The 13,215-nt window shown below is 43.4% G+C and carries 10 protein-coding genes; 4 read left to right on the top strand and 6 right to left on the bottom strand.

Translation table 11 applies throughout. The annotated features are described in order from the left end of the window. Nucleotides 1–79: 79 nt before the first annotated feature. Both DK187_RS01830 and DK187_RS01825 read left to right on the top strand, forming a co-directional pair. Complete coding sequence (locus DK187_RS01830; RefSeq protein ID WP_162623466.1) at nucleotides 80–700, top strand: ATP-binding domain-containing protein; 621 nt, start codon at nucleotides 80–82, stop codon at nucleotides 698–700. A 172-nt stretch (nucleotides 701–872) separates the two neighbouring features. Continuing rightward, on the top strand, nucleotides 873–1,328 hold the full coding sequence (locus DK187_RS01825) for an STM2766 family helicase-associated protein (protein WP_111605631.1): 456 nt from the start codon (nucleotides 873–875) through the stop codon (nucleotides 1,326–1,328). A gap of 12 nt (nucleotides 1,329–1,340) precedes the next feature. Here the strand turns inward: DK187_RS01825 and DK187_RS01820 are convergent, their stop codons facing one another. Then, complete coding sequence (locus DK187_RS01820) at nucleotides 1,341–2,528, bottom strand: tyrosine-type recombinase/integrase (RefSeq protein WP_111605630.1); 1,188 nt, start codon at nucleotides 2,526–2,528, stop codon at nucleotides 1,341–1,343. A 590-nt stretch (nucleotides 2,529–3,118) separates the two neighbouring features. On the opposite strand from DK187_RS01820, the gene DK187_RS01815 reads away from it, so the two are divergent. Then, entirely contained in the window at nucleotides 3,119–4,675 is a 1,557-nt protein-coding gene (locus tag DK187_RS01815) for a Fic family protein (protein WP_111605629.1), read from the top strand. Between the two features lie 112 nt (nucleotides 4,676–4,787). On the opposite strand, the gene modC is transcribed toward DK187_RS01815, so the two are convergent. The 4 genes from modC to DK187_RS01795 form a co-directional block, all read right to left on the bottom strand. Beyond that, on the bottom strand, nucleotides 4,788–5,927 hold the full coding sequence (gene modC / locus DK187_RS01810; protein ID WP_111605628.1) for a molybdenum ABC transporter ATP-binding protein: 1,140 nt from the start codon (nucleotides 5,925–5,927) through the stop codon (nucleotides 4,788–4,790). A 2-nt stretch (nucleotides 5,928–5,929) separates the two neighbouring features. Then, entirely contained in the window at nucleotides 5,930–6,613 is a 684-nt protein-coding gene (gene modB, locus DK187_RS01805) for a molybdate ABC transporter permease subunit (RefSeq protein WP_111605627.1), read from the bottom strand. Between the two features lie 8 nt (nucleotides 6,614–6,621). After that, a complete protein-coding gene (modA, locus tag DK187_RS01800) occupies nucleotides 6,622–7,383 on the bottom strand; it encodes a molybdate ABC transporter substrate-binding protein (protein WP_111605626.1) in 762 nt (253 codons plus the stop codon). 94 nt (nucleotides 7,384–7,477) lie between these two features. Further along, complete coding sequence (locus DK187_RS01795; RefSeq protein ID WP_204355563.1) at nucleotides 7,478–9,961, bottom strand: HD domain-containing phosphohydrolase; 2,484 nt, start codon at nucleotides 9,959–9,961, stop codon at nucleotides 7,478–7,480. Nucleotides 9,962–10,257: 296 nt separating this feature from the next. Here DK187_RS01795 and DK187_RS01790 point away from each other — a divergent pair, with 296 nt between their 5' ends. Next, nucleotides 10,258–11,649 (top strand): L-cystine transporter, encoded by a 1,392-nt coding sequence (locus tag DK187_RS01790; protein WP_111605625.1) that lies wholly within the window; start codon nucleotides 10,258–10,260, stop codon nucleotides 11,647–11,649. A gap of 88 nt (nucleotides 11,650–11,737) precedes the next feature. Here the strand turns inward: DK187_RS01790 and DK187_RS01785 are convergent, their stop codons facing one another. Further along, nucleotides 11,738–13,123 (bottom strand): DEAD/DEAH box helicase, encoded by a 1,386-nt coding sequence (locus DK187_RS01785; RefSeq protein WP_111605624.1) that lies wholly within the window; start codon nucleotides 13,121–13,123, stop codon nucleotides 11,738–11,740. Nucleotides 13,124–13,215: the final 92 nt, after the last annotated feature.

The raw sequence follows: 13,215 nt of genomic DNA, 5'->3' as shown, positions 1-13,215 counted from the left end.
GGATTAAACCGAAATAGGTGTTCGGGTCATACCGAAATGGCTGTTCGGAATGCTCCGAAATACGCATGAGAATCCAACTGTGAAACCAGATGATATAGGTGTGGTTTTTATTGATGGATCGAATTATATTTATGAGTGTTTTAATCAAATATATCATAATGTGATGTCTAGCTTTGGATGGGAAGTTAATAATGCAGTTGAAAGTAAAACCAAGAAATCCGGACAGCTTTTTTTAAGCAATCGTAATAATGTAAAAGGTTTGGAGTTTCCTTTCGTTATTTGTGTTACTCGTGATGTAACTGATTTAACATCATATAGAAATGCTTTATATATGATGATGACGAGATCTTTTTTGAAGAGCTATCTTTTAATAGACTATAGTAGGAATGAAGATTTTGTTAATAGGGTTAATGAAAATCTAAACTATGTTAATGAAAATAATTCATTGCTTATAGATGAGCCATCTGAAGAAGAAAAGGCAGCAATAAAAGCTCGAATAATTTCTATAAAATCGTCTGGAGAAGATAATAAATCAATCTACGAAATAACACATGAAGCATTTGAATATTTAGGTATTGATGTTTCAGTTAGGCCTGATATTTTCGATTTGATAAAGAATATATCTAAAACTAAAGAGCTTACTGTTAAAGATATTGAGAGCTTAATTGTTGCTAATTCAGAAATATTCAAAAGGTTTTAATTTATGAATTTCGATAACAAAATTATTATGCCTAGTTATCTTTCTCATAAAGTAATGAAACCAATTAGAAAGAAAAAGGATTATTTAATTCTTATATGTGAAGTGGCTTCATATCTTCTAAGTTATGTTGATGTAAGTAGAGAAGAAAAAGATTTTATTCATGTATTAAAGGATGATAAAACCACAAGGCTTATTTTTCATTCTAAAGATAAGGTTTTTTCAGTTTCTTTTCCGTTTTTTTTTATATCTTTACGATGGCGGTATATCTTTTAAATATGATGATTTTGAAGTTGATATAATGATGATAAGTTATATGAAATCTATTTTTTTAGACGATGATTTTGATGTTTTTGATGTTAGTGATATTTCTATATTAGCAGATGAGTATGAAGGTAATGTTTATCATCTAAAGAGAGTTTTAACTGCTATGATTTTATTTGAGGAAGGTTATTTTAGGTTTGATCATGATCCTGATAGTGAGAATGGAAGAGTGCACCCTTTGAATCACTTTGATTTTTTCTATTCAAATAGCTCAACATTTAAAATTGGTTCTCATGTAATGCCAAGCCATAAATTTGTATTAGAAATGATTGGGTATAAAAATGAGAAGAAATACTTAGAAAAATAAATGGACACACGGTCATTTTAAAAGTAGTTTCTTCTCTATTTCTTTAGTGAAAGGTCTAAGCTCTTCAGCAGTGAGAATTGTGTATCCTGCAGTTACATCATTCCGTCCTGTTTTGTGGTTTAGTAAGCGTTTAATCGTATAGGTGCCGACTCGTAAGAGCTCAGCTGTGCTTGTGAAAGTTCTCCTAAGGTCGTGAAGTGTAAAGCTAATCCCTGTTTCATCTATAATTTTCTGTATTGATTTTTTGGGCTCTCGAACGTATCCATAGTCGTTTTCAGCTTGAAAAATATACCCATTACTGGTCATTTCCTTGCGTCTCTCAAAAATAGAATGTAAATGATCTGCCATTGGCAGCTCTAAAGCATCACCATTTTTCGTTTCTAAAATTCTAAAAGTTCTCTCTTCTAGGCTTACTTGTTCCCATTTCAAGTTTAGTAACTCAGATTTTCTTAATCCTGTGAATAACGCTACTTCAACGAAGTCACATACAGCAAATAAAAATGTATCTGCGGTTTTACGAACAGTGTTCAAGCCGCTCAATAATTTAGGAATTTCAGACCTTGTTAGGCGTGTTTGTTTGCGTGGTACGTGATTCCATTGCCTTTTATGGCTAAGTATTTGGACTGGGTTGTAGAGAAAGATTGGTTTGTCTTGGGCGTTTTTATATTCGAATTGAGCAAAGTTATACAAAGCTCTGAGTACTCTCATGCAATAGTCGGCTTGCGCTCGACTAGTGCATGAGAGACTCGCGTGTTTTTCTTTGATCATGCTCTCTGTAATGTCTGCAAGGGCCGATTTATGCCAGTCAGCAAGATAGGATCGCATTATTTGGTTATAGCCGCGTAGGCTCGACTCAGACAGCTCCTTTTGTGATATGTAGTCATCATAAACTTCTATTAATGTAATTTTTGACTTTACATCGGCTTTTGCTTGTTCATTTGGGTTGATGCCATGTGCAAGCTTGGATAATTCCTCTAGTGCTTTTTTTCGAGCGTTCTCAATGGTTAAAGAAGGGAATTGGCCTAATGTAATGCTTACAGGAGAGCTTTGTCCTTTGAGGCGTTTGTAGACACGAAATGATTTTCTACCAGAAGGAAGCACCTCAATCACTAGTCCATCGACCTTAGCGTCTTGAATGCGCTGTCTTTTATCTAACGGCTCTATGGCGGAAATGATCTCTTTAGTGAACTTCAGTTTCATATGATACCTAAATTACGTGCTACAAATGTGCTACATAATCTATCAATATAGGTATTGTTAAGTAAAGCTCAATAAAACTGTTTTTAATTTAAATAATTGATTTGTATGTATAAATATATTTTTATCAATCTGTATAAAGCTACGTCAACTAATAGGGATTAAAACTTATAATCGGCAGGTCCCCAGTTCAAGTCTGGGCAGGCCCACCATATAAAATAAGCCTCGATAGGTTAGTGAAAACTGACGTATCGGGGCTTTTTTATTGTCTGAAAAGTGCTCTAGGGGAGTCCGTTGGTTGGAATGTATGCCGTAATTACTGAATAATTTTAAATCGCTCCTCAAGGCATAATGGTTGTTAGCTCCCAGAAAGACAGATATTTCTAACACCTCTTACCTTAACTCTACTGTGACAGTGTTTTAATGCTCTGGCAGGAGTTTATTCTTGAATGCTCAGCGCCTACTACCTATCCAGCACAATAAGCGAATTATGATTAGACGCAATAAGCGAATAATGGTACAACTTAATAAGCGAATAATAGATACGCCCGATAAGCGAATCTTTTCACAGAAAAATAGGAAGAGTAGGCACAATGGCAACTCCCTCCGAAAAACTGGCTGATGCATTAGAAGTCCTTCATCAACTCCAAAAAAATGGCCTAGTGGCTATACGTTCCGCTGAGCTCTCGCGTACTTATCGTGAACGCCTTGTTCAAAATGGCTTTCTTGAGGAAGTTATCAAGGGTTGGTATGTGCCAGCGAGACCCGATGAAACGCGTGGTGAAAGCACGGCTTGGTATGCGTCCTTTTGGCAATTTTGTGCTGCCTACCTTAATTATTTAAAAGGCGATGATTGGTGCTTGTCACCTGAGCAATCTATCGCGCTTCATATTGAGAATATGACAGTACCAAAACAGTTATTGGTTCGAGCCATCAAAGCACGGAACAATGTAACAGCATTGCCTCATGGCACGTCACTTTTGGATATCCGTTCTTCTCTCCCTGAACCCGATCAGGTTAGCGTCAAAAATGGGTTGCGTATTTACAGCCTTTCCGCTGCATTAATTGCTTGTAGTAAACAAAGCTTCACTCAAAAACCAACAGACATGCGTGCCGCATTATCCATGATAAGTGACGCATCCGACGTCCTAGAGCAGCTGTTAGAGGGTGGCCACAGCGCTATTGCTGGTCGTTTAGCTGGCGCATTTAGGAATATTGGCCGCAATCAAATTGCCGATGATATTTTGAGCACGATGCGAGCCGCTGGGTATGATTTGCGAGAGTCTGATCCGTTTGAATATCAGTCAAGTCTAAGCTTCTCTCGACGAGAGCAATCCCCATACGTAAATCGTCTTCGGCTTATGTGGCAGGATATGCGGGAAACAGTGATAGAGCACTTTCCAGCACCTCCTTCGCGAACAGTTGATAAAACCGCGTACATGAAGCGTGTCGAAGACGTGTATGTAACCGACGCCTATCACTCGCTTTCTATCGAGGGTTATCGCGTAACACCAGAGCTAATAAACCGTGTTCGTGCTGGAGATTGGAACCCAGAGCAAAATACCGACGATAAAGAAAGGTTAAATGCTTTAGCCGCCCGAGGATACTGGCAGGCTTATCAAGCCGTGCGCAAAAGTATAGATCAAATACTTGATGGACATAATGCAGGGCAAGTCGTCGATAATGATCATCGAGTGTGGTATCGCGAAATGTTTGCGCCCGGAGTAACGGCTGGCATCCACAAGCCTGCCGATCTGGCAGGTTATCGGAATGCTCCTGTGTTTATCCGACGTTCCAAGCATACGCCTCCCAGTAAAGAGGCGGTGCGGGATATGATGCCTGCATTCTTTGAGTTGCTACAAGGAGAAGAAAATGCCGCTGTGCGCGTTGTGCTTGGGCATTTTATATTTGTCTATATTCATCCTTATATGGATGGGAATGGCCGCACGGGACGTTTTTTAATGAATGCAATGTTGGCGAGTGGTGGCTACCCTTGGACGATTGTGCCGCTAGAAAAACGCAATGACTATATGGCAGCTCTTGAAGAGGTAAGTGTTAACCAAAACATAAAGCCTTTCGCAAAATTTTTAGGATCACTTGTTCAGGCTGCTCTAGAGGGTAAGGAAGAACCTCCACTACCTCGCAGTTAACGAATAATAAGATGCCGCGAGAATTCTACAAAATACGCAGCACAGTTATTTAAGTTAGAAGCTTTGCTTGATGATTGGCTTAGGCTAGCAAGCGGTAGTTGAGCCTTAATATTTATCTGACCAGCGCTACGCTTTTAATTTGCGCCCAGAGTGTTTTCCCTTCTGCCAAGGCGAGGTGGTCTACGGATCGATAGGTCAATCTTGCTATAAGCGTGTTTTTCTCTGTTTGTAACCTGACTAGCGCCATGGCGGGGTCTTGGTCGGGAACAATGTCGAGCACGGTGACGGGCAGTTTGTTTAATATACTGGAGTCGTCATGGGGCGAGAGCGTTAGGCTGACGTCGGTAGCGAGTATGCGTACTCGAATGGTTTGTCCTATGTCGTCGCCATTGTTGCGAATCCATAATTTGCTTCCCGCGCAATTGACCTTTGACAAGTGCCAGCGGGCGTCCTGCTCGATAATCTGACCCTGCCAGAGGACGCTGGTGTCATTATTCATTAGCAGTGGCGATTTAAGCTGTGCAAACACCTCTTCAATCGCGCCTTGTGTTGCGACCTTTCCATCCTGCATTAGCACCACGTGATCCGCCAGACGCATGACTTCTTCGACCGAATGGCTGACGTATAAAATCGGTGTTTTAAGGGTGGATTTAAGCTTTTCGAGGTAAGGCAAAATCTCTTGTTTTCTGGCGTTATCTAACGAAGCCAACGGTTCATCCATGAGTAACAATGTCGGTTGAATCAATAATGCGCGCGCAATGGCAACCCGTTGCTTTTCTCCGCCAGACAGTTGTTGTGAATTATTCGCCAGTACGGATTCGATGCCCATTAAGTCGATGATTTGGTCATATAAGCCCGCTGGTAAGGGAATGCCGCTGCGTTTAATGGCGTACTCTAAATTGCCTTTCGCGGTTAGGTGAGGAAAGAGGCTCGGCTCTTGAAACACATAACCTAATGGTCGTTTATGAGTCGGCAAGAAAACAGTGTCGCTTTGCCATGTTTCGCCTTTCATCACAAAATGCCCTTGTTGTGCTCGCTCTAGCCCTGCAATACAGCGTAGCATGGTGGTTTTGCCTGAGCCTGACTCGCCAAAGATCGCCGTTACGCCACTGTCTGGAAGGATGAGGTCGACATTTAAGGCAAAGCGAGATTGTGGGTGCTGTAAGTGAAATTTGGCGTACAGCCCTTGTTCTGTCTTGTTTGTCTTTTCTAAGCTGTTGGTGTTTTGCGTGGTCGTGCTTTGTTTCGGCATTGTTATTTCGCTCCCCATAGAGTGTTTTTCCGTTGGAAGCTATACAGGCTGAGTAAGACTAAAAAAGAAAAAATGATCATGATAGCGGCGAGCTTATGGGCTTGATCATATTCCAAGGCTTCAACATGATCGTAGATTTGCACGGATATAACGCGAGTTTGCCCTGGGATATTGCCACCTATCATTAAGACAACGCCAAATTCGCCGACCGTATGGGTAAAACCTAAGATGGCTGCGGTAATAAAGCCCGGTTTGGCGAGTGGTAAAACAATGGTAAAAAACCGATCCCAACTGTTGGCGCGCAAGGTAGCGGCGACTTCCAGTGGACGCTCTCCAATGGCTTCAATGGCGTTTTGTATGGGCTGTACGACAAAGGGCAGGGAATAAAATACCGAGGCTACGATCAGTCCCCAGAAGGTAAAGGGCAGGGTTCCTAAGCCGAGTTCTTGAGTTAATTGACCAATAAAACCGTTTGGGCCCATGGCGATCAGTAGATAAAAGCCTAATACAGTGGGCGGCAATACCAGTGGTAGGGCAACAATGGCACTGATTGGCCCTTTCAAACGTGAGTGAGTACGTGCAAGCCACCAAGCGATTGGGGTGCCAATCAGTAATAAAATAATCGTGACGGTGGTCGCCACTCTAATAGTGAGCCAAATGGCTTCTAAGTCTGACGCAGAAAGCATTTTTGGGGTTATTCCATTTTGTAGCCGTAGGAGTGAATGATGCGACGGGCTTTGTCACTGCGTAAGTAGTCAAGTAAGTCTCGTGCAGCAGCGCTGCTTGCGGCGCTTTTTAATAAGACGGCATCTTGGCGTATAGGACTGTATTGATCCGCGGGGATGATCCAGCTTGAGCCTGATTTAATTTGCCCTTGGCTCATGATTTGTGACAACGCCACGAACCCTAGGTCTGCATTCACTGTGCTAACAAATTGATAGGTTTGTGAAATGTTTTCGCCCATGACCCATTTTGGTTGGGTGGCCGTGGTTAGACCAAGACCTTCCAGCACTTCCATGGCGGCCACGCCATAAGGCGCCAGTTTTGGGTTGGCTAATGCGACTTTATTAAAGTCACCGTTTTTTAAACGGTCCTCATTATTATGAATGAAATCCGCTTTGGCTGACCACAAGGCCAGCGCACCAATGGCGTAAGTAAAACGACTGTTTGGAACGACCAGTTCGGCTTTCTCTAAAGCATCAGGTTTGTTTTGGTCGGCGGATAAAAACACTTGAAAAGGCGCGCCGTGTTGAATTTGAGCGACGAATTTACCTGAGGAACCAAAGGTGAGTGCCACTTTGTTGCCTGACTCTGCCTCGTATTGTTTGGCAATGTCTTTCATGGCGTCTGTAAAATTGGAAGCGACAGCAACATAGACTACTTCCGCGTAGAGGGAAGGGCTGATGACCAGTAAGCCGCTAAACAGTAGAGCGCTGAATAGACGCAAGAAGCGCATGAAGGCATCCTTATCGAATTGTCGTGGATAGGGCTGATATTGATGCGTTGTATATTGCGTTATACAGTGAGGTGGCGCAAGTCTGCGGTATTTTCTATTTATCTTCTCTCTGTTTATTTTCTAAATAGGGTTCGATATCAATGTCGTCTATTTGGCTGTCTGGCAAAAATTTCTGTGTGTATTTTAAATAGGTTTTACTGGTTAAAAAGAAACGGAACATCTGTAGGTCAAGGTGACCTTCTAGGCACATCTTGTACATGATGTCGATGGCAACACTGATGGGGTTGGCTGTTTTGTAGGGGCGATCTGAGGCGGTTAGTGCTTCGAATACATCGGCGATCATCAGCACTCTGTCAGGGATACTCAGTTGTTCGGCATTGAGTTTGCGTGGGTAGCCTTGGCCGTCCATTCTTTCGTGGTGAGTGGAAGCGTAATGCGGTACTCGACTGAGCTCGGGTGGAAAGGGCAGGTTTTCCAACATGGTAATGGTGCTGATAATGTGTTCGTTGATTTTAAATCGATCTTCTTTGGTCAGTGTGCCTTTTTGTATGGTGAGATTGTAGATTTCACCTTGGTTATATTGGTGTTCTGGTATGGCCATTTTGATGCCTAATAATGGATCAAATGTCATTTCTTTGAAACGCGGAATAATGTGCTCAGGTTTATCGGATAATAGACTTTCTGTTATGCCTTGCTGTGCTGTTTCTTCATGGTTTAGATCGACTGTTTGGGCTTGTGTGGTTCGCATGGTTTCTTCTGCGGGCGATAAGCCTAAGCGGTCACTAAAGTGTCGTGTCCATGTCTGTGTGCCAATCTCTCTGACTTTTTGTTGGTCTGCTTCACTCATGAACTCGCTGCCAAGGTTGGCTTTGGCAATAAAAGCAAATTGTTCCTGTAAGGCGTTTTGACGTTCTTGCCAGACTTTTAAAGCCGCCGCTGGGTTTTGTTTTTCCATGTGCACTGCATGTAAATACGCTATTTCGGCATCCCGCCATAGGACCTCAAAACGAGTGCGGATTTCGTGAATACGATTATAGAGACATTCTAGTTTGGAGCCCTTGTCCATAATGTGTTCGGGCATGGTGATTTTGCCGCAATCGTGCAGCCAAGCCGCAATGCGAAACTCTAGACGTTCGTTATCATTGGCGAAGGCGAAATCTTTATAAGGGCCCTCTTGGGTCTGCTCTAAGGCCTCGGACAACATTAATCCTAGTTCTGGTACTCGATAACAATGACCGCCTGTATGAGCCGATTTATTATCAATAGCAGTAGCGATTAAACGAATTAAGGCTTCCATAAATTCTTTTTGACTGGCTTCATGTTGTTTGATGTCTTGAGACATGGCGACAAAGGCGTTAGACAGTTGCCAGATTTCTTTGATGTGTGAATCGGTGAATGTGACATCGTCAAATTGACGTTGTTTTATCTTCTCGGTTTCGCGTTGTAATTGTCTAATAGGGCGCACGATGGGAGCGCTAAATAGCCAGATAATAGGCAATAGAACGACCATGACCAGAGCACTAAACAGTGCGGAATGGAGTGCTTCTTCGGTGGCGTGTTGAAACAATAGGTCTTTAGGCAAAAGCATGGCTAGGTATTGTCGATTCAATATGTCATTACCGATGGCGGTGACAAACACATAATATTGCTGACGATCTCGTTTTTCGATCAATATGGGTTGTTGTGCTTTTGGGTCATTAGCTAGGTCGATTAAATGATTGGGGGAGGTGCCAAGGTAATCCTGTAAAGATTGAATGGGGGTTGTTTTGTCTGAGTCATAGAGTGTTTTATTTGAGGCGAGAATGTTGCCATTTTGGTTAAACAAGACCGCTTGCTCTTGGCCATTTAAAAACGTTGATGAAGACAACGTCAGTTGATCTGATAGGGAAGAGAGCAGTATGTCTAAGCCAACGACTTGTTCGGTATTGCGGATTCTTTTGGCATAGGTCTGCCCCGATATTTGTAAGTGCTGAAAAAGGTAGGGCTGCGTTTTGTCAATGTGATTTTGCTCTGATGCCACAAACCATGGTCGTTTTGTGGGGAAGAAATGGCTGTTTTCAGTCTTTTGATGATTTAAACGCAAGGTATCAGAATAGTAATAAGTGCGGCGTAGCCGTTGTTCTCCGATGCCTGAAATATCAACTGCGGCCCAACGGTCATCCGTTTGAGCTCCCATTCGTTGTCTTATGTCTTTGGCTGAGTCCAAGTTAACGATTTGAAAAAAGTTCTCTTGTTTGTCACCAATATAAAGGCTGTATAGCTCTGGACGTTCTCGTAAAAATGCGCTTAATAGGCTAGTTTTGTCTTCAATACGGGTGTCTGATAGGTCTGTATCGATGAGTTCTGTCAGTAAGGTAACGGTTTGTTTGGCGTCATTTTCTAGACTGTGAACACTGTCTCTCATATGAGCTGACAGTAAATTCATGCTAGACAGTATGTGAGCAACGACCATATTTTTACTGGCATTGTATTGTAATGAGATGGCGATACCCGCCGTCATTACAATCGCCATAAGAAACATGTTGGCAACGAGTATTCTGATAGGGAAGCGTCTGAGTACTGTTTTTTCAATCGTCACTATGTACTTCCATGGTCTATGAGTTGTGTTAGTAATAACGGGACGCTGTTGTCTTTTAATAGAAGTTGAGCTTGGGGATTTTTGCAAACTCCTAGGCAGTATAATTCGATTTTTTTACTGATTTGTGAAGGGAAGTACTTCTTATTCGTTTTTCTTATATAAGTTAATGATTTTTCCGTCTTATCCATTTGGTCAGCATTTTGTTAACATGGGCTTAACGTATCGTTTTTCTGCTTGCTGTCGTTAAGTAGCAGAGAAGACGGTGTTCTATAGGTGATTTTTTAAGGTTTTCCTCCATGTTGTATCCCATTCTTAACTTAGCGGTGTTCGCTTTGTTAATCGCTTTGTTGTTTAAATTACAAAAAGCCAAAAAGACCTTATCCACTCAAGTATTTACTGGTTTGGGTTTGGGCGTGGCGTTTGGTGCGGCGTTGCAATTTATCTATGGTGTTGACAGTGCAACCAACAGTGAGACGTTAGAGTACGTCAACATTGTTGGTTATGGCTATGTTAGCTTGCTGAAGATGATCATTATGCCGTTGATTTTGGTATCAATCATTGGCGCCATAGTGAAGGTAAAAGACACGGGCTCTTTGGGCAAAATGTCTGGCGGTATCATTGGTATTTTGCTTGCGACGACGGCGGTGTCTGCCTTGATCGGTGTTTTCGTTAGTAACTTATTTGGTTTGTCTGCAGAAGGTATCGTACAAGGCGCCCGTGAAATGGCACGAGGCGCGGCGCTAGAAACTAGCCTAGAAGGGTTGGCCAGTGTGTCGTTTGCTGACATGATTACCTCTTTTTTCCCAGGCAATCCTTTTGCTGATTTAGCAGGTAGTCGTCCTACCTCAACGATTGCGGTGGTTATTTTTGCCGCTTTTGTAGGGATTGCTGGTGTGACAGTTGCGCGTAAAGAGCCAGAGTTAGGGGCAAGTTTCGAGCGTTTTGTTGACGTCGCTCAATCTATTGTTAGAACTTTGGTGCGCATGGTGCTAAGCCTAACACCATACGGTATTCTTGCTCTGATGACCAAAGTGGTTGCAGGGTCCAATGTGTCTGATATTTTGACCTTGTTAAACTTTGTTGTAGCGTCTTATGTGGGGCTGGCGCTGATTCTGGTTATGCATTTATGCTTGCTGGCGTTTAATGGTATTTCCCCTTTACGTTATTTAAAGAAAGTATTGCCTGTTTTGTTGTTTGCTTTTACTTCCCGTTCAAGCGCTGGCACGATTCCACTGAACATTGATACTCAGGTCAAACGCCTTGGTAACGGTGAAGGTGAATCTAACTTCTCGGCGTCTTTTGGTGCCACCATGGGCCAGAATGGTTGTGCCGGTTTGTATCCGGCCATGCTCGCTGTGATGATTGCTCCGACGATTGGTATTAATCCATTGGATCCAAGCTTTATTATTTCACTGATTGCTATCGTAACCATCAGTTCATTTGGTATTGCGGGCATCGGTGGTGGCGCGACTTTTGCGGCCTTGATCGTACTGTCTGCCTTGGATATGCCTGTTGCCTTGGCAGGTTTGTTGATCTCGATTGAGCCTTTGATCGATATGGGGCGTACTGCTGTGAACGTGAACGGTGCCATGACGGCCGGCACTATTACGTCGAAGTGGTTAGGACATTCAGACGCAGGTGTGTTTGCACGCGATGAAGAGCCAGAGTTAGAGCTGAAAAACAGCTAGTTCCATTTCAGACTGTAAAGCATAAAAAAACCACCTAAGCGGTGGTTTTTTTATGCTGTTTACTTAGTTTTTACGCGATGAGTAACGACTAATTGTCGCTGCTTGGTTTGCGGTTACGACGAGCAGGAGCAAGCGGCTTGCTACGCAGACCTTGGCCTGGGGTGACTTCGGCTTTTGGCGCTGGGCGACGGTTGCCAGATTTAGGCGCATTGCCCTGTCTTGCTGGGTTACCACCTTGTTTCGCGCCATTGCCTTGTCTTGGTGCATTGGTTTGTTCACGCGGTCTTTTCGGCTTGTTAGGCTTGATTGGACGCGTATCAAGAGTGGTATCAGGCAACATGTGTGTTGGCATGAAATCATCTTCATAACGACGCTCAATGAGCTTCTGAGTCAAACGTTCAATAGCGCGTAATTGATCTAGCTCGTCGGCGGCTACCAATGAAATGGCTTTGCCTGTTGCGCCAGCACGTCCTGTACGGCCAATACGGTGCACGTAATCTTCTGCTACATCGGGTAGGTCGAAGTTCACTACATGGGGCAGTTGTTCGATGTCTAGTCCACGGGCAGCAATGTCCGTTGCGACCAGAATACGAATTCTACCCTCTTTAAAATCGGCCAGAGCGCGAGTACGTGCGCCTTGGCTTTTGTTGCCATGAATGGCGCTAGAACGAATGCCCGCGTCTTCTAGTTGTTTGGTGATCTTATTGGCGCCGTGTTTGGTGCGTGAGAACACCAAAGCTTGGTCCCAACGTCCCTCGGAAATCAATTGAATCAATAGTTCCGTTTTGCGTTTCTTATCGACAGGGTGCAACCACTGTTCAACAGACACGGCCGTGGCATTGCGCGGCGTCACAGAAATCTCGATAGGGTTGTTTACCAAGCCCTTAGCAAGTTGACGAATTTCAGGTGAAAAGGTCGCAGAAAACAAAAGGTTCTGGCGTTTCTTCGGCAGAATCGCGAGGATTTTTTTAATGTCATGAATAAAGCCCATGTCGAGCATGCGGTCTGCTTCATCCAATACCAGTATTTCGAGCTTGTCGAATTTCACCGCGTTTTGGTTGTATAGATCCATCATGCGGCCAGGCGTGGCGATCAAAATATCCGCGCCGCGACGCAGTGCCATCATCTGTGGATTGATCTTTACGCCACCAAAAACCACAGTGGATTTTAGGGCGAGATGACGTCCGTAATCTTTCACACTTTCCGCCACTTGGGCAGCAAGCTCTCGTGTGGGTGTTAAGACTAATGCACGAACCTGATTGCCTTGAGCGTGTTCGCCTTTACTAAGCAGTTCAAGCAAGGGTAAGGTAAAACCAGCGGTTTTACCTGTGCCGGTTTGGGCGGCGGCCATCACATCTTGGCCTTCAAGGATAGCGGGTATAGCCTGAGCTTGTATTGCAGATGGCTCAGTATAGCCTTGGTCTTCAATGGCTTTTAAGATGGGGGCAGAAAGCCCAAGTTTGTTGAAACTCATAGATGTTCTCATGTTATATCAAAGGCAGGCGCAAAGCTGAATGGTCAGGTTATGCAAGAATTGTGCGAAGCTTACCTTATATCTGATTCACA

Source organism: Marinomonas arctica, from assembly GCF_003259225.1.
GTDB classification, from domain to species: domain Bacteria; phylum Pseudomonadota; class Gammaproteobacteria; order Pseudomonadales; family Marinomonadaceae; genus Marinomonas; species Marinomonas arctica.
Note: the sequence above shows the minus strand (reverse complement) of the source record. Positions and strands in the feature narration are given on the sequence as shown.